Annotated in this window: 14 protein-coding genes; 9 read left to right on the forward strand and 5 right to left on the reverse strand. The window is 63.0% G+C overall.

Translation table 11 applies throughout. The annotated features are described in order from the left end of the window. Positions 1–33 precede the first annotated feature (33 nt). The 6 genes from HEQ22_RS03635 to HEQ22_RS03660 all read left to right on the forward strand — a co-directional run bounded on the left by HEQ22_RS03635 (position 34) and on the right by HEQ22_RS03660 (position 8,998). On the forward strand, positions 34–2,313 hold the full coding sequence (locus HEQ22_RS03635) for a TonB-dependent receptor (protein WP_432769842.1): 2,280 nt from the start codon (positions 34–36) through the stop codon (positions 2,311–2,313). Positions 2,314–2,341: 28 nt separating this feature from the next. Beyond that, positions 2,342–3,976 carry a carboxylesterase/lipase family protein gene (locus HEQ22_RS03640; protein ID WP_432769843.1) on the forward strand — a complete coding sequence of 545 codons (1,635 nt, stop codon included), beginning with the start codon at positions 2,342–2,344 and terminating at the stop codon, positions 3,974–3,976. Then, positions 3,967–5,532 carry an AMP-binding protein gene (locus HEQ22_RS03645; RefSeq protein WP_432769844.1) on the forward strand — a complete coding sequence of 522 codons (1,566 nt, stop codon included), beginning with the start codon at positions 3,967–3,969 and terminating at the stop codon, positions 5,530–5,532. The genes HEQ22_RS03640 and HEQ22_RS03645 overlap by 10 nt, the downstream gene beginning before the upstream one ends. A 5-nt stretch (positions 5,533–5,537) precedes the next feature. Continuing rightward, a complete protein-coding gene (locus tag HEQ22_RS03650) occupies positions 5,538–6,278 on the forward strand; it encodes a TetR/AcrR family transcriptional regulator (RefSeq protein WP_432769845.1) in 741 nt (246 codons plus the stop codon). Positions 6,279–6,364: 86 nt separating this feature from the next. Beyond that, a complete protein-coding gene (locus HEQ22_RS03655; RefSeq protein WP_432769846.1) occupies positions 6,365–7,258 on the forward strand; it encodes an SDR family NAD(P)-dependent oxidoreductase in 894 nt (297 codons plus the stop codon). Positions 7,259–7,330: 72 nt separating this feature from the next. After that, positions 7,331–8,998 carry an MFS transporter gene (locus HEQ22_RS03660; RefSeq protein WP_432769847.1) on the forward strand — a complete coding sequence of 556 codons (1,668 nt, stop codon included), beginning with the start codon at positions 7,331–7,333 and terminating at the stop codon, positions 8,996–8,998. 37 nt (positions 8,999–9,035) lie between these two features. On the opposite strand, the gene HEQ22_RS03665 is transcribed toward HEQ22_RS03660, so the two are convergent. Then, a complete protein-coding gene (locus HEQ22_RS03665; RefSeq protein ID WP_432769848.1) occupies positions 9,036–10,217 on the reverse strand; it encodes a hypothetical protein in 1,182 nt (393 codons plus the stop codon). Between the two features lie 605 nt (positions 10,218–10,822). Continuing rightward, a complete protein-coding gene (locus HEQ22_RS03670) occupies positions 10,823–11,617 on the reverse strand; it encodes an N-formylglutamate amidohydrolase (protein WP_432770933.1) in 795 nt (264 codons plus the stop codon). Positions 11,618–11,631: 14 nt separating this feature from the next. On the opposite strand from HEQ22_RS03670, the gene HEQ22_RS03675 reads away from it, so the two are divergent. The 3 genes from HEQ22_RS03675 (at position 11,632) to rsgA (ending at position 14,549) form a co-directional block, all read left to right on the forward strand. Beyond that, entirely contained in the window at positions 11,632–12,579 is a 948-nt protein-coding gene (locus tag HEQ22_RS03675; RefSeq protein WP_432769849.1) for a transglutaminase family protein, read from the forward strand. A gap of 2 nt (positions 12,580–12,581) precedes the next feature. Further along, on the forward strand, positions 12,582–13,406 hold the full coding sequence (locus tag HEQ22_RS03680) for a transglutaminase-like domain-containing protein (RefSeq protein ID WP_432769850.1): 825 nt from the start codon (positions 12,582–12,584) through the stop codon (positions 13,404–13,406). A gap of 147 nt (positions 13,407–13,553) precedes the next feature. After that, positions 13,554–14,549 (forward strand): ribosome small subunit-dependent GTPase A, encoded by a 996-nt coding sequence (gene rsgA / locus HEQ22_RS03685; RefSeq protein ID WP_432769851.1) that lies wholly within the window; start codon positions 13,554–13,556, stop codon positions 14,547–14,549. A gap of 192 nt (positions 14,550–14,741) precedes the next feature. Here the strand turns inward: rsgA and HEQ22_RS03690 are convergent, their stop codons facing one another. The 3 genes from HEQ22_RS03690 to HEQ22_RS03700 form a co-directional block, all read right to left on the reverse strand. Further along, positions 14,742–16,019, reverse strand: coding sequence for a cation:proton antiporter (locus HEQ22_RS03690; RefSeq protein ID WP_432769852.1), 1,278 nt, complete (start codon positions 16,017–16,019; stop codon positions 14,742–14,744). Continuing rightward, positions 16,019–16,705, reverse strand: coding sequence for an MgtC/SapB family protein (locus tag HEQ22_RS03695; protein ID WP_432769853.1), 687 nt, complete (start codon positions 16,703–16,705; stop codon positions 16,019–16,021). The genes HEQ22_RS03690 and HEQ22_RS03695 overlap by 1 nt, the downstream gene beginning before the upstream one ends. A 270-nt stretch (positions 16,706–16,975) precedes the next feature. After that, positions 16,976–17,272: a hypothetical protein gene (locus HEQ22_RS03700; protein ID WP_432769854.1), complete on the reverse strand. Its 297-nt coding sequence runs from the start codon at positions 17,270–17,272 to the stop codon at positions 16,976–16,978. Between the last annotated feature and the right edge of the window lie 89 nt (positions 17,273–17,361).

A 17,361-nucleotide genomic window follows, 5' to 3' on the forward strand; every position in this document is an offset into this window, starting at 1 on the left:
ACGAAGAGCGCTGATCTGGAGGGAGAGAATTTTATGAAGGCGCATCTTTTTGCGTCCGCCTCGGCGGCCGCCATGTTCGCGATACCCGTTTCGGCGCAAGCCCAATCGGCAAGCCGCCCATCCGCCGAGGCCGATGCGGAGGATCAACAGCGCGATGACAATGACATCATCGTTACCGCCACGCGGCGCACCGAGCGGCTGCAGGATGTGCCGCTCAGCGTGACCGCGTTCGATCAGGAGCAGCTCGATGATCTCGGCATCGTCGGGTATGAAGGGATCGCCCAGAACACCCCCGGCATCGTGGTCAACCGGCCGACCCAGAATTTCAACAATTTTACCGCGCGTGGCATTAATACAAACGGCTACTCGGCAGGGCTGCAAAGCGCGGTGGCCATTTATGTCGATGAACTGCCGATTTCGGCGAACGGCAATTCGACGATTCTCGATCCCAACCTCTATGACGTCGAACGCGTCGAATTCCTCCGCGGACCGCAGGGAACCTTGTTCGGCTCGAATTCGCTCGCGGGCGCGATGCGGATTATTACGCGCAGCCCTGATCTCGACGATTTCGAAGCATCGGCGAGCGTCGACATCGGCCTGACCGGCTCGAGCTCGGTGCGCCAGCGCTACAATGCAATGGTCAACGTCCCGATCATGAAAGATGAAATTGGCCTGCGCGTTACGGGCTATTATCGCAACGAGGACGGCTGGGTCGATAATATCGGCACTGGTATCAAGGATTCGAACAGCCTCGAAGCGTTTGGCGGCCGCGCCATCCTGATGCTCCAGCCGAGCGACCGCATGAAAGTGAAGCTGCTCGCCTCCTACGAGAACAGCAAGCCTGCGGATTCAGGTCTGACCAATCCGCTCCTTGGCAATTTCGTCCGCCGTTCCGATCGGCCGGATCTGTTCCAAGGCAAGCTCACCAACTATAACCTCACGGTCAATTACGAGTTCGATTTTGCGGAACTGATCAGTTCGACGACCCTATCGGACTATGATGCGTCCTTCTATGTCGATCTTGCCGGAACCTTTGCCCAGGCCTTTCCCTTCGCGCTCGACGCCTTCGGTTATGACGATCTGTTCGTCCAGGAAACGCGGCTGGTGTCGCGCACCGAAGGGCCGTTCGAATGGGTTGCGGGCTTCTTTTACTACGACAAGCGGCGCACCGTCGACTTCGCCTATCGTTCGACTCCGGAATATCTGGCGGCGCGCAATCTGACCGGGCTGCCCGACGAATATTATCAGCGCTTCAACAGCTACACCGATCAGACCGAAATCGCCGGTTTCGGTGAGGCGACCTACCGTTTCAGCGATCGCTTCTGGGTCACTGGCGGGCTGCGCTACGGCAGCACCACGGTGCAGAGCTTCACCCGCGGCGGCGGCTATAACAGCAACTATTTGACCGCGGCCTTCCTGAACCTGCAGAATATCGCGCTGACGGTTACGCCCATCAACTATGCCGCCGGGCTGAAGGTCAAGGACGATCGGCTGTCGTGGAAGGGCAGCGTGTCGTTCAAGCCGTCCGATAGCCTGACCACTTACGCCACGGTCTCGACCGGCTTCCGGACGCCGGTGGTGAACGCGCGCGCGGGCTTGGCACCGCCGGTGATCGCCCCGACCGACATCGTCATTCCCGATGGCGCCAGGTCAGACAGCGTTACCAATTACGAGGTCGGATTCAAAGGGCGCTGGCTGAACGGCGACCTGACCGCGAACATCGCCGCCTATTATATCGACTGGAAGGATATCCAGGTCCAGGCGAACCGTGTTTCGGATTCGATCCAGTTCGCGACGAACATCGGCGGCGCTGAAAGCTATGGGCTCGAATATGAATTCATTCTGCGGCCGCTCCAAGGGCTCAGCCTCGCGCTAAACGGGTCGTTCAACCGCGCCAAGGTCACCGATCTTTCCCCTGTCGAGGCGGCCATTTCGGGGGCTGAAATCGGCACCCGGCTGGCGTCGCCAAAGTTCCAGGGATCGGGCACCCTGCGCTACGACTTCGGGATCGGCGAAGGCAAGGCCGCTTATGCGGCGGTCAATGTGTCGCACGCCGGTTCCTTCCCCAACCAGTTCCCGAACGTCCCGGGCAACCCCAACGCGGTCAGTCCGACCTATGATTTCACTGAGGCATGGACCAATGTGAATGTGTATGTCGGCGCCAAACTCGGGGTGCTCGATCTGGCCGCCTATGTCGAAAATGTTTTCGACGACAAATCGGTTACTTATGTGCATCCCGAGGCGTTTCTCGACGGGCGCTATGCCCGGCTGCGTCCGCGCACGGTCGGCGTCCGCGCCAATTACCGCTTCTGATGATCGACCAAGACGAAAGGACGTCGCGATGAAGGGACGCTGGAAAAACCTGGCCATGGCGCTGGCGCTCGCTGCGCCCGGCCCGGCGCTCGCTGATGATCCGGTGGTCGAGGCGCCGGCCGGCAGCCTGCGCGGGCGTGAGGAGGGCGGGGTGCAGGTTTTCAAGGGCATTCCCTATGCCGCGCCGCCCGTCGGCGAGCGCCGTTGGCGTCCACCGGCAGGCGCCAGGTCGTGGAACGGCGTGCGCGATGCGACGAAGTTCGGCGCCGCGTGCACGCAGCCAAAGCCGCGCGCGGCCTCGATATACGCCGGTGAGATGCCGACGATGAGCGAGGATTGCCTCTCGCTCAACATCTGGGCGCCGAAGGATGCTCGCGGTGCGCCGGTGTTCCTGTGGATCCACGGCGGCTCGCTGACCGCCGGATCGGGCGCGGAGCCGCTCTATGACGGAAGTGCGCTGGCAAAGCGCGGGCTGGTCGTCGTGTCGATCAACTATCGTCTTGGGGTGCTGGGCTATCTGGCGCACCCAGAGCTCAGCGCGGAATCGCCTGATCGCGTGTCGGGCAACTACGGGTTGCTCGACCAGGTCGCGGCGCTCGAATGGGTCAAGCGCAACATTGGTGCCTTTGGCGGCGATGACGGCAACGTCACCATCGCCGGGGAATCGGCGGGCGCGCTCAGCGTCATGTATCTGATGGCGGCGCCCAAGGCGCGCGGGCTGTTCCACAAGGCGATCGCGCAGAGCGCCTATATGGTATCGGCATCCGGATTGCGTGCCACAATCAACGGCATGGTCCCCGCCGAAGAGTTGGGCAGGGGTCTGGCCGCGAAGCTCGGCGCGACCGACCTCGCGGCGTTGCGCGCGATGCCGGCGGAAGAAATCGCATCCAAGGCGCCGGCGACGGGTTTTTTCCCGTTCCCGACCATCGACGGCAAGGTCGTGCCGCGCCAGCTGGTTGAGACATTCGACAAGGGCGAGCAGGCGCCCGTTCCGATCCTCGCCGGGTTCAACAGCGGCGAGATCCGTTCGCTACGCTTTCTGTTGCCCAAGGCGCCGGCCGATGCGGCGGCCTATGAGGCGGCGATCCGCGCCGGTTATGGCGAACTCGCTGACCTGTTCCTCGCGCGCTATCCGGCGCAGACGATCGACGAAAGCATGCTCGCCGCGACCCGCGATGCGATGTACGGCTGGACGTCGGAGCGGCTGGTGTCGAACCAGTCGGCACTCGGTCAGCGATCCTATTATTATCTGTTCGACCATGGCTATCCGGCGACGCAGGAATGGAATCTACATGCCTTTCACGCTGCCGAGCTTCCCTATGTTTTTGGAACCGCGACGCGCACGCCGCCGCTCTGGCCAAAGATCCCCGACACGCTTGCCGAAAAGAAATTGTCGGTTGCGATGACCAATTATTGGGCGAGCTTCGCGGCGACGGGAACCCCGAGCGCCAAGAACCAACCTGACTGGCCCGACTATGCCGACAAGCGGGGCGTTATGCGTTTCGCCGGTGAACCGCGCGCCGGGCATAATCTGTACCCTGGCGTGTCGGCGCTGCACGAAGCGGTGGTCTGTCGCCGCCGCGCCGCGGGCGATATTCCGTGGAACTGGAATATTGGCGTCATATCGCCCCCGCTGCCGCCGAAAGTCGCGGGATGCCAATGATCGACGGATCGATGCAGACCTATGCGTTGACGCTCGACAAATTCCTCTCCCACGCCGCAAAATGGCATTCCGACGCCGAAGTGGTGTCGGCGGGAGCGGAGGGTGCGGTCCGGCGCATCGGCTATGCCGCGCTGCGCGATCGTGCGCTTCGCGTCTCGGTCGCCCTAGCGCGTCTCGGGATCGTGCAGGGCGACCGGATTGCGACGCTTGCCTGGAATACGCAGGGGCATGTCGAGGCGTGGTATGGGATCATGGGCATGGGCGCGATCTGCCACACGCTCAACCCGCGCCTGACACCTGCGCAGCTCGGCTCGATGCTGTCGCAGTCCGAAGCCGCGGTTCTGCTCGTCAGCCCCGACCTGCTGCCACTGGCCGAGGACGCGGCGCGCAATCTTGCTTCGGTTCGCCATATCCTGCTGCTCGACGCCGATGATGACGCGCGCTCGCTCGATCGGCTCATCGCGTCGTCTGACGCCGATGCCGTGTGGGGCGGGTTCGACGAGACGAGTCCGTCGGGGCTTTGCTTCACCTCGGGCAGCACCGGGGCGCCGAAGGGCGTCACCTATACGCATCGCGGTTGCTTCCTGCACACGATGCGCCAGCTTCAGGCCGATGTGCTCGGCATCACCGCGCGCGATGCGGTGATGCCCGTCGTGCCGATGTTTCACGCCAATGCGTGGGGCATCCCCTTCACCGCCCCCGCGGTGGGCGCGAAGCTGGTGCTTCCCGGCCGCCATAGCGACGGCGCGCATCTGGCGCGGTTGATTCGCAGCGAAGGGGTGACCGCCGCGGTCGGGGTTCCGACCGTCTGGCTGGGTCTTGTCGAACATCTGGAGTCCGAAGGCGGCGAGGTGCCGTCGCTCGAACGCATCCTCGTCGGCGGATCGTCGATGCCGCCGGCGTTGATGGACCGGATCGAACAACGGCTCGGCGTCGAGGTGCAGACGAGCTGGGGCATGACCGAATTGTCGCCGCTCGGCACCGCGGCGCTCCCCGGCGACCCGGCGCGCAAGCCTTCGCTATCCGGACGCCCCGCGATGGGGATCGACCTGTTGCTGACCGACGCCGACGGCGCGGCGCTTGCCGAACAGCGCGGCGGGGAAGGGCATTTGCGCGTGCGCGGTGGCTCGGTCGTCGAACGCTATTTCGGGCAGACAGAGCCCGCGACCGACGCCGATGGCTGGTTCGATACCGGTGACCTGGCGCGGATCGACAGGTCGGGCAATCTGACGATCACGGGCCGCGCCAAGGATCTGATCAAATCGGGCGGTGAGTGGATCAATCCGGCCGAGATCGAAGCAATCGTCGGCGCCTTGCCGCAGGTGTCGCTCGCCGCGGTCATTGGGCGATCGGATCCCAAATGGGGCGAGCGCCCGATCCTGCTCGTCGAAGCCTGCGATCCGTCGGTCAGCGATGCCGAACTGCTCGCGCCGCTCAGCGGCAGGGTGGCGTCCTGGTGGGTGCCTGACGCAATCGTTCGGCTGGACGTCATGCCGCTGGCGCCCACGGGCAAGATCGACAAATTGCAATTGCGGGCCGAATACGGACAGGTGTAGGCCAAATGCGGATCACGGCGGCAGAAACGATCGAGCAGAAGGAAGCGAATTTGGCGTCGAAGGCGAAGACTTTAGCGAAGCGACCGACCAAGGCGGAACAGCGCGCCGAGATGATGGAGCAGATCCTCGACACGGCCGAACTGCTGTTCTCGCAGCATGGCTTCCACGGCGTAACGCTGAAGGACGTCGCCAAACAGGTCGGTGTCCATCACACGCTGCTCAACTATTATTTCGACGACAAGCGAACGCTGTTCGACGCGGTCTTTGCGCGCCGCGCGGTGGTGACGATCGACAAGCGCATGCAGGCGCTCGACGATTATGAGCGTGCGGCGGGCGACGCCCCGACCGTCGAGGGTGCGTTACACGCTTTCCTCGATACCGACCTCGATCTCTATATCCAGGGCGGCGAAGGCTGGAAAAATTATGGCGCGTTCGGGGCGCAGGCGTCGAACAGTCCCGAGGGCGCCGAATTCATGGACAAATATTTCGATCCCGTCGTGCTCCGCCTGATCGCGATTTTGAAGAAGGCGCTGCCCGATGCCGCAGAAGAGGATATTTTCTGGGGCTATCATTTCGTCACCGGGGCGCTGATGCTGACGCTGGCGCGCACCGGGCGTATCGACAAATTGTCGCACGGGCTTTGCCGGTCGGACGACTATGAAGCCGTGAAGGCTCGCATGGCGCGCTTCATGGCCGCGGGTTTCCGCGACATCTGCAATCAGCGCCGACAAGATCGCGACGGCTGAATAAGGCGAGACAAAGCGAAATCGGGTCGATCGTTTAATTCACTCACTAGTGAGTTATTAATATGCGAAGCGAGGAGACGGCGGGGATGGATTTATCAGGACGGGTTGCGATCGTCACGGGGGCCGGCGGGGGGCTGGGCCGGTCGCACGCCTTGTTGCTGGCGCGCCATGGCGCACGGGTGATGGTCAACGACATGCAGGGCGCGGCGGCCGAAGCCGTCGCTGAAGAGATTGTCGCGGCGGGCGGCGATGCGCTCGCCGCAGCGGCGTCGGTCACCGACGAGGCGGCGGTCGCGGATATGGTCGATACCGCGACCCGCGCATGGGGCGGGGTCCACATCCTGATCAACAATGCGGGCATCCTGCGCGACAAGAGCTTTGCGAAGATGGATCTTGCCGACTTCCGCCTCGTCGTCGACGTCCATCTGATCGGCGCGGCGGTCTGTTCGAAGGCGGTATGGGACCAGATGCGCGCGCGGCGTTTCGGCCGGATCGTGATGACGACCTCGTCATCTGGGCTCTACGGCAATTTCGGGCAGGCCAATTATGGCGCGGCAAAGATGGCGCTCGTCGGGCTGATGCAGACGCTCGCGATCGAAGGCGAAAAGCACAATGTCCGCGTCAATTGCCTGGCTCCGACCGCGGCAACCGCAATGACCGAAGGCGTGCTCGCTCCCGATGCGCTGGCCCAGCTCGCGCCCGACGCGGTGAGCCCCGGGTTGCTTGCACTGGTCGGCGACGACGCGCCGACGCGCGCGATTCTGTGTGCCGGCGCCGGCCATTTTGCCGCGGCCAATATCACGCTGACCGAAGGCGCGTTCATCGGGCGCGGCGACGATGCGGGCGCGCGCGTCGCGGCTGAATGGGAGCGCGTGACCGACCGTCGCGACGAGATCGTCCCGGCTTATGGCTTTACGCAGGCCGAGCGCGAGCTCGCGAAAGCCGGCTTCACCGCGCCGACGATGGCGGTCGCACACTGAGTTCCCCGGGGGCGTGGCGGACGGGCCGGACAAGAGCTCGCCGTCGCTGCCGGGTCATCATGGGAGAGAGACATGGCTAGCGAAACAGATGCCTCGCCGACGGCGGCGGAGAAGCGAAAGACCGAACGGCGCGTCATTATCGGCTCATCGCTGGGCACCGTGTTCGAATGGTATGATTTCTACCTCTATGGCCTGCTCGCCAGCGCGCTGTCGCTTCACTTCTTTTCGGGGGTGAACGAGACCACCGGTTTCATCCTGGCGCTGATGGCCTTTGCTGCCGGGTTCGCCATACGCCCGTTCGGGGCGCTGGTGTTCGGGCGGATCGGCGACATCGTCGGGCGCAAGAACACCTTCCTCGTCACCATGGCGATCATGGGCCTGTCGACCTTCGCCGTCGGTTTCCTGCCCGGGTATGACAGCATCGGGATTGCGGCGCCGATCATCCTCATGGTCCTACGTTTGCTGCAGGGACTGGCGATCGGCGGCGAATATGGCGGCGCGGCGGTCTATGTCGCCGAGCATGCCCCGCCCGGAAAACGCGGCTTCTATACCAGCTTTATCCAGACCACGGCGATGCTGGGGTTGATCCTTGCCTCGTCGCTGGTCGTCGGGCTCCGCACGGTAATGGACGCTGAAGCCTTTCTCGCCTGGGGCTGGCGCATTCCTTTCATCTTCTCGATCGTGCTGCTCACGGTCACGCTGTGGATCCGTTTCCAGCTGGAAGAAAGTCCGGTTTTTCAGCGGATGAAAGCACAGGGGGCCACGTCGAAGGCGCCGCTGACCGAAGCGTTCGGCGAGTGGAAAAATCTGAAGATCGTGCTGATCGCGCTCTTTGGCGCGGTGGCGGGGCAGGCGGTGATTGGTTTTGCCGCGCATCTCTATCCGCTCTTCTTTCTCGAACGCATTGCGCGGGTCGATGGCGCGACCGCCAACTTCCTTGTCGCCACCGCGCTGATGCTGATCATCCCCTGCTTTGTCTTCTTCGGCTGGCTCAGCGACAAGATCGGGCGCAAGCCGATCATGATGACCGCCTGCGTCATCGCGCTTTTCGTCTATTTCCCACTCTACAAGGCGCTGGTCGGTGCCGCGAACCCGGCGATGGCCGCGGCGGTCGAGCGCGCGCCGGTAACGGTGGTCGCGCATGCTGGCGAATGCTCGTTCCAGTTTGATCCGATCGGCAAGAACACGTTTGACCGGACGAGCTGCGACATCGCCAAATCCTATCTGGCAAAGGCCGGCGTCAACTATGCCAACATCGACGCGCTGGCAGGAACGGTGGCGTCGGTACAGATTGGCGACACCGTGCTGCCCGTTCCGGACCCGTCGGGACTAGGCGCGGAAGGTCGAGCCGCGGCAGTCGCGGGATTCGCGGCGGCGGCAAAGACGGAACTCGACGCGGCGGGTTATCCCGACAAGGCCGACCCGGCACAGGTGAACAAGGTCAAGGTGATCATGATCCTCTGCGTCTTCGGCGTGCTGGCGACGATGGTCTATGGTCCGCTAGCGGCGCTGCTCGTCGAACTGTTCCCGGCGCGTATCCGCTACACCTCGCTGTCGCTGCCCTACCACATCGGCAATGGCTGGATCGGCGGCTTCATGCCGACGATCGGCTTTGCGATGGTCGCGGCGACGGGCAATATCTATCAGGGGCTGTGGTATGCGGTGGTGATCGCGGGTGTCACCGCCATCGTCGGCATCCTCTTCCTGCCCGAAACCTACAAGCGCGACATCGAAGCCTGAACGCCGTGGTGACAGGCCGCCGCGCGCCGATCCGAATCTAGCGCGCGGCGACGATCAGCAATTCGCGGAACGCCGCCGTTGTATTGGCAACGGCGGCGGCATCGACGCATCGCGCGTCATCACCCTCGACATGGTGGAAGCGATGAACGCCGAAGATGCCCGCGACCGAAGGATAGCCGGCGGCGATGATCGCGGTCAGCTCACCGGCCGACAATTTGTCGCTGGAGTAGGGCGTCTCGAGCCCCGCAAGTCCTGCGAACAAGCGGCGTGCAACCGGCAGCAGGGGAGGGCTGACGACCAGATAGCGTTGCGAATCGGTTCCACCGATCGGTGACAGCCCGAATAGCCCCTCATGCCAGTCGCGCGCCGCGAGATTGGCGCCGAGGTGGAGCCAGAAATGCGTCTGGGCAGGCTTCGGCGCGACCGCCTTCAACGCCTCTTCGGCGCCCAGATTCTCATATTCATGTCCGCTGTTGCACAGGAAGGCGAGGTCGTGATCGGGAAACAGCTTTGGCGCTTCGCGCGCGAGGTGGAGCCACGCCGCGATCCCGCCGCCGCGCTCGCCGGCACAATCAGTCCAGCCTGATCGCGGCGTGGAAACTGTGATCCACCGGTCTTTGCCGCGGTCGATACGGCCGATGACGTTGAATGCCGGACGGCGCCCCTCTTTGCCCGCCAGCGTGACGGTCGCCGTCCGGTGCGACATTGCGGCGTGGAGAAACGGACCTGCATCTTCCGGCGCGATCAGTCCCACCGGCGCCCCGAACATCGGCGCACGGCCGTCGGCATTAAGCGCGATAATCTTGCCGGTTGGGCCGTTGGTGACGACGATGGCCGCCTTAGCGCCGGCAGCGAGGGCATGGTCAATTGGGCCGCGGATCGGCTTTGCCAGCGCTGAGGACCATCGGCCATAGGGCAGGTCGATCAGTGCGATCGCCCCGGCAAGCGGTGCGCTGGCCTGTCCTGCGCCATCGACGCGCACCAGCGGCCCCGATCCACCCGTTGGAGGCGTTGGCACCACGATCGGCTGCGGCCGAATAATGGCGCGGGCGTCGCCCGCTGTTATCGTGCACTGCTCGGCATCGAAAAACGGAACGGACAGCTTTGGCATCTGGACCGCGAAGCCTGCCGCTTCGAGCTCGCCGGCAAGCCAGTGACCGCACGCGCGGTCGCCATCGCCACCCGACTGCTTATTCCCAAATCCAATATATGCATCCACATCGGCCGCTATGCGATTTGTCGCGGCGGCCTCGCCGGCGGACGCCGCCACCGTCAATGGCAGCGCGCCCGCCGCAGCGAGGAATCCGCGTCGGGTCGGGGCGTTCATGCCATCCTCGCCTGTCCGTTTTCAGCGTGTCGCCACAGAATTCGAGCCACATCGCCTCAGCGTTGTTCACGCGCGTGAGAGTAAGTAAGTCCGGGGATGATGGCAAGGCAACGCTGAACGGATGGGTCGATGGAGGCTTTGCACACGGTTTCGCCGACAAATCGAGCAATTGCATTCGCCGACTTCGGTTGGCTCGTCGCGCATTACCAAGTGAACCCGTCCGCAATGGCAGCTGCCGTGTTGCTCGATCATCGTTGCTCCCTCCAACTCAAGCCATCTTGAGCGCCTACCTTTAACAATCCCGCCAATTCAAAGCGATGACCGAAAACGGTCGGTTGCAGTCATAGGATCCACCCATGATCAAGCGTCTGCTCTTCTCGATTTACCGCCGGAAGCGGACTGTCTCCAACCGGCTAAAGGCAGCCCAGAGTTCGGCAATTGCGGTATGCGTCGCACTCGGCCGTGTGCCGTAAACACCTAGGGAACCGAGGGCGCCGCTAGGCGGCTGCGCCTGCCGTTGCGGTACGTTGCAGGGTCTTTTTAAAAGCGGAGCCGAGGGTGCGGCTCCAAGCCGCGACCCCGGCTGCGTCGGCAAGAAGATCCTGCCTTATTTCGATCTCGGCATAGGGAAGGCCAGCAGGGTATGTGTGTCGCGGCACACTGTAGTCGGTAGCATCCATCCGATAGGGTTCATTATCGCCGACCTTGATATTCGGGCGCGCAACCAGGTCCGCTAGCAGCGCTTTCGCGAAGCGCGTGTCGCCGCTGTCATGGAGGATGCCAATATCCCACGGCCGCGACGTGCCGCCAAGCGTTGGTGTGAAGCTGTGCAGGGCGATGAGTACCGTGGGCTGCGCCGCAGCGGCACGTTGTGCCAGCTCCTCCGCGATCCGCGCGTGATAAGGCGCGTGGATTGCCGCGACCCGGGCAGCAAGATTGTCGTCCGTGAGCGCAGCATTTCCCGGGATCGCGCTTCTATCCGAGACCGCTGGCACTGCGTCGGGATGGGCTGGATCGCGGTTGCAGTCGACGACGAGCCGCGAATAATGTTGAAAAATGAAAGGTGCGTCGAGAGCTTGGGCGAGCGCATTCCCAAGATCATGCACACCAATGTCCCATGCGATGTGGCGCGCGCGGTCGGCCTCCGTCAGGCCCAATGTTCCCAGTCGATGTGGGATCGCATTTCCGGCGTGATCGCCGATGATAAGGAACGGAGACTGCCCGCTCGCGTTGAAGAGCTGAGCCGCCGCAGGATCGGCCGTCCCGAGGAGGGTGTTTTCACGAAGCGTCATCACGAAAGCCTTCCATGCCTTTGCTCACGATCCGCCATACGACCGAATATAGATATCGGCAGCCGGTGATCTTCGGCGAGCACAGGATCATGATGCGGCCGCGAGAGAGTTTCGACCAGCGTCTTGTAAAGGCCAAGCTCGATATATCCCCCTCGCCTTGCGAACTGCGATGGCTGCATGACGTCCTCGGGAATTCGGTCGCCATCGCGCTGTTCGACACCCGCGCGAATTTGCTGCGGGTGGTGAGCGAGATGACCCTCGATCATGCGCCGCTTGAACACGAGCAGATCGATATCGAGGATTATGCGTGCTATTTTCCGTTCACCTATGCCTCCGAGGATATGCCTGATCTCCTGCGCTCGATCGAACGGCAATATCTCGACGTCGGACGCGTGATCGATAGATGGGCGAACGATTTTCTTCGAAAGGACGGACCCACCGATACCCTCGCGATGCTCACCGACATGACGACGACGATCAGGCAGAGCTTCACATATGTCGCGCGTCACGAGAAAGGGACGCAGTCGCCGATCGAGACGCTGACGCTCCGCCAGGGCACCTGCCGCGATTTCGCGGTGCTAATGATCGAGGCCGTCCGCGCGCTCGGTCTCGCGGCCCGGTTCGTATCGGGATATGTCTGTAGCCCATCTCGCAGCGAAGGCCGCGTCGGCGGCGGCAACACCCACGCTTGGGTGCGCGTATTCTTGCCCGGCTCGGGCTGGATCGAGTTCGACCCCACCAATGGCATCGTCGGCAGCCGCGGCCTCGTCCGCGTCGCGGTCGCGCGCGATCCCTATCAGGCGGTGCCTTTGTCGGGGAGCTGGAGCGGCTTTCCTGCGAGCTACCTCGGCATGGATGTCACCGTCGAGGTGAAGCTGGGCACCGAAGCCGATCACGATGCTGTCCTTCGTTCGGGCGGAGCCACCAACAGCCGGAGCGCCGGCAAGATGAGGAATTCGTAAACGTGTTGATCAGGGCCGGATATGAAATACGCTTCGAGACCGCGAGTGCGACGCCGATGATGGCGATGCTCAGCATCCATCCGTCGCGGCAAAAGGATCTACAGACGCCGCAACAGATCGAGACGGTTCCGGTCATTCCGATCTACAATTATGAGGACAGTTTCGGGAACATCTGCACGCGCCTCACCGTCCCAGCGGGCGGGGTCACCCTGTCAGCCGATTTCGTGATCGAGGACAGCGGTCTCGAAGACGTCCGCGCGCCTGATGCGCCGCCGACCCCCGTCGAGCAGCTTCCGGACGACGTTCTCATTTACCTGCTAAGCAGCCGCTATTGCGAAACCGACCGTCTGATGGGCGTCGCTTGGGCGGAGTTTGCGCATATCGGGTCGGCGCGCGACCGCGTCGATGCGATTGTGGCGTTCGTCCACCATCACATCAAGTTCGGCTATGAACATGCGCGCTCGGACAAAACCGCCTGGAACGCCTATCAGGAGAAGCAGGGCGTCTGCCGCGACTTCGCCCATCTCGCTATCACGCTGTGCCGCTGCATGAACATTCCGGCGCGCTATTGCACCGGCTATCTCGGCGATATCGGCATCCCGCCGGTCGATGCGCCGATGGACTTTTCTGCTTGGTTCGATGTTTACATCGACGGCAACTGGTACACCCATGACGCACGTCACAATCGCCCGCGTATCGGCCGCATCTTGATGGCACGCGGCCGCGACGCTACCGATACCGCGCTCACCACGGCATTCGGACCCACACAGGTCACGTCCTTCCTAGTCCACACGGACGAGGTCGCATCAATCGAAGCCGCGCCATAGCAGGATCGTGATATCGCGTGGTCGTCTTGCCGCCGGTAGGTTCGTCGCCTCCTCGCTATCCGGCCATCGCACCCCATATAGTAAGCCCGGCTGCTGACCAAAGCGGGAAAGACGGTTTTCGGGTCGAACAGGACGCCTCGCAGCTTTATGCAATCGACCCGCGAAACTTTGGAAGAGCTGGGCTGGAATGATTTTTTCAGCGCGCAGGTGACCACGCAACAGTCCAAACAATGTCAACCCGTCCGGGTAATGGCAGTTCATCGCGGTAAAATCGCTGTCGCTGGCGCGGGAGCACTTCGATTCATCTCTCCCTATATTTCCGGCGCCGGCCCGCTGGATGACCATCCAACGGTCGGCGACTGGCTGCTCATCGATCGTGACACCGCGGAGACCGTATGCGTCCTTCGCCGGATGAACTTGTTCAAGCGGCGCGCACCGGGCGATCCGCGCAAAGAGCAGATGATTGCCGCCAACGTCGATACCCTCTTCATCGTCGCCTCCTGTAACCAGGATTTCAGCGTCGCACGGCTGGAGCGCTACCTGGTGCTGGCACGCGAAGTGGGGGTGAACCCGGCTGTCGTGCTGACCAAGACCGACCTAACAAGCACGCCGGAGACTTTCGCGGCTGCTGCACGAGCGATCCAGCCTGGACTGTGCGTCGAACTCATCAACTGCCGCGATCCCAAAAGTGTCGCCCATCTCGCGTCATGGTGCGGCAGGGGTAAGACCGTTGCGCTTCTTGGATCTTCGGGCGTCGGCAAGTCGACGCTGGTCAATACGTTACGCGGCTCGGACAGTATTGCCACGCAGGCGATCCGTACTGGCGACGACACAGGGCGCCACACGACGACCGTTCGAGAGATGCATCGCCTGGCGCGGGGCGGGTGGCTTCTCGACACGCCCGGTATGCGCGAGCTTCAATTGTCCGATGCCGCCGAAGGAATATCCGAGGTTTTCGATGATTTCATCCAGATGGCGCAGAGGTGCCGTTTTTCGGATTGTGCACATGGCGGTGAACCGGGCTGTGCAGTCCAGACTGCAATCGCGGCTGGCGCGCTTAAAATGGAGCGTTTTGGGCGCTGGCGGCGACTGGCGGCTGAAGACGGCGTCCGCAGCGCACGTCGCTCCAAGCGACCTCGGTAGCTGACCTGGCGCCGACGGCTCATGCGCTACAACTTGTCAAACCGGACGGACCGGAACTCCCCATTTGCGGCGGACCTGGGGCATCTCGTTTAGACGGTGCAGGCGCGCGGTCGGGACGCGGTGATTGGCGGCGTAGTTACCGAACCCGCGCCGGTTACGTTTCAATTTCGGCGAAACACTTGATTGAGGCCACTATTCCGGCTCGGAACGGCAGGCGCGGCGACCGCGCTGCCGCCGAACGATGTGATCGACCACCGGTCCCGCCGTGAATCCGTGAACGACGGTCGATAACAGGATCGTCAGTGCAATCGTGGCCCACAATTGCCCCTCGTTGACCAGTTCGAGATGGCTGGTCGCATAGGCGAGATAGTAGATCGACCCGATTCCGCGCACGCCATAGAAAGCGACGACGAGGCGGTCCTGCGACGGCAGGTCGGTGCCGACCATGCTGAGCCACCCGGCGAGCGGGCGCACGATGAACAGCAGGCCGATCCCGATGCCCGCGTGCGCCCAGTCGAGCTCACCGAACAGCAGCGGGAACGTGCCACCGATCAGGATCAGCAGCAGCGCGGTGAGCGCGAGTTCGATCGCTTCGTTGAAGTTGTGGAGTTTGCCGTGAAATTCATGGCTGGCCTCGAACCGGCGCAGCACGATCCCGGCGACAAAGCAGGCGATGAAACCATAGCCTTCTACCAGTTCGGTCGCGCCATAGCAGAGCAATACCCCGGCGATCGCGAGCACGCCCGAGGCGGTGTCGGCGAGGACGTTGCCGCGCGGGATGACGAACAGGATACGCGCAAGCAGCCAACCAATTGCCGCGCCGCCGATGCAGCCGACGAGGATGCGATAGACGACGTCGAGCAATAGCCACTCGCCCAGCATCGCGGCCGAAAAACCCGTCGTGCCGACGAGCAGGCCGAGATACACGAACGGGAAAGCCAGCCCGTCGTTCAGTCCCGCTTCGGTGGTGAGCGCAAAGCGTACCGGCTGCTCTTCGCCTTCGGTCGGGGGTCCGACCTGGACTTCGCCGGCGAGGACGGGGTCGGTCGGTGCGAGCACTGCACCGAGCAGGATCGCGCCCGCCAGCGTCATCCCGGCGAATGCCAGGCCCATGAATGCCACCGCGGCTATGGTCAGCGGCATCGCGATCGCCAGCAACCGGATCGTCGGGCGCCAGCGGCGGTAGTTCGAAAGGTCGTCGATCCGGATGCCCGTGCCGAACAAGGCGACGATCACGGCAAGTTCGCTCGCCAGCTCCCAGAATTTGGGCGCCGCGCGGGGATCGAGCGCTTTGGCGACATCGGGCAATATCCAATAGATCGCGATCCCGAACAGGATGAGCAGCGCCGATGCTGCCGGTTCGCGCCCCGACAGGAAGCGCGGCAACCAAAATGCCGCGATGATCCCGGCGCCGATCAGCGCCATGCCGACATGATACGCGCTCAACGCAAAGAAGGGCTGATCGTCCATCAAGCCTGTTGGGGACGGAGTTCAAAACCTGTGACGTTCGGGTCGCTCGACAGGCTCGCCGCCAGCTGTTCGGCGCAGCTTTCGCTGTAGCCTTGAGCGATGGCGCCATATTCCACGACATCGTCGTTCATCGACTGATCGATGGTGATGGATCGGAGCTTATGATCGGCGAGAAGCGTGCCGAAATCGCTCAGCGTGACGGCCCCTGAACGACGATAACGGGCCTTCAGATGGACGATACGCTGCTGCGGCGCGCGCCGATCGGTAATCGTGACCGCAGCGAGGACGAGCACCGTCGCGGTCGCGGCAAAGATGGCCAGTTCGTAAAAGCCTATTCCGAACAGGATGCCCAGCGTCGCCGTCATCCAAAGCGACGCGGCGGTGGTCAGCCCGCGGACGTTGAAACCCTCGCGAAAGATCACCCCGCCGCACAGGAACCCGATGCCGGTCAAAATACCGTGCGCCATGCGCACCGGATCGATGCGGACCACCTCCACCGGGGCATCGTTCAGCCATTCCATTTGATGAACAGCCGAAAGCATCAACAGACAGCAGGACAAGCCGACCAAGATATGCGTGCGCAGGCCTGCGGGGCTCGCTCGATATTCACGTTCCGCACCGATGATGGCGCTCGCGATGATTGCCCCGATGATCGGCCAGAACAAGTTGGGGTTGAGCAATTCCAACTAATTGATCCTAATGGTGGAGCGCATGAAGCGGCCACGGGATATGGTCCAGCGGGATGGCAATGCGACCGTCACGAAATTGTAACGCGCGCTGAGTGGGCCGGTTGCAACACGGTGACATGCGGCATGTTTATTCCTGCGGATTCGCAGACCGCAATATGGCGAGAGCGCAGACGCCCATGCGCGCGCAAACGCACTTAAGGCGACGCGGACGACGATGCGACGCACAGAGGCCTTAATGGTCGTTGACCGCTGACGCTCTCCGGCGTGTCAGTAAGCGGGCGGATCGCTGGCAGGGAAGGACTCGTCGGCGGCTTCGTCAACCCGATCCCAGTCGCGGTTCGGTGCATCGCGCATTCCGGCAGGACCGGCCGAGCGTGTCTGGTCGAAGTTTTCCGGGTCGGTCTCGCGGTCAGCGAGCGCGGCCGAATGCGAGTCAAGGGTTGGGACGCCGGACTTGCGGCCACGTGTGAACCAGTAGAGGCCACCGAGCACTGCGGCGCCGACGAACTTGCCGAAATATCCGCTTCGGCTTTTGGCGGCGGCGGGGGGCGTTGGGTTGGTCATGATATCGTTCCTTTTCGAACGACCAACGGGGGCGGCCCCGGGAAAGTTGCTCGGCCACCGGGGGAATCGCGTTAACCTCGATCAACTTC

This window comes from Sphingopyxis sp. (genome assembly GCF_050916055.1).
Taxonomy (GTDB): domain Bacteria; phylum Pseudomonadota; class Alphaproteobacteria; order Sphingomonadales; family Sphingomonadaceae; genus Sphingopyxis.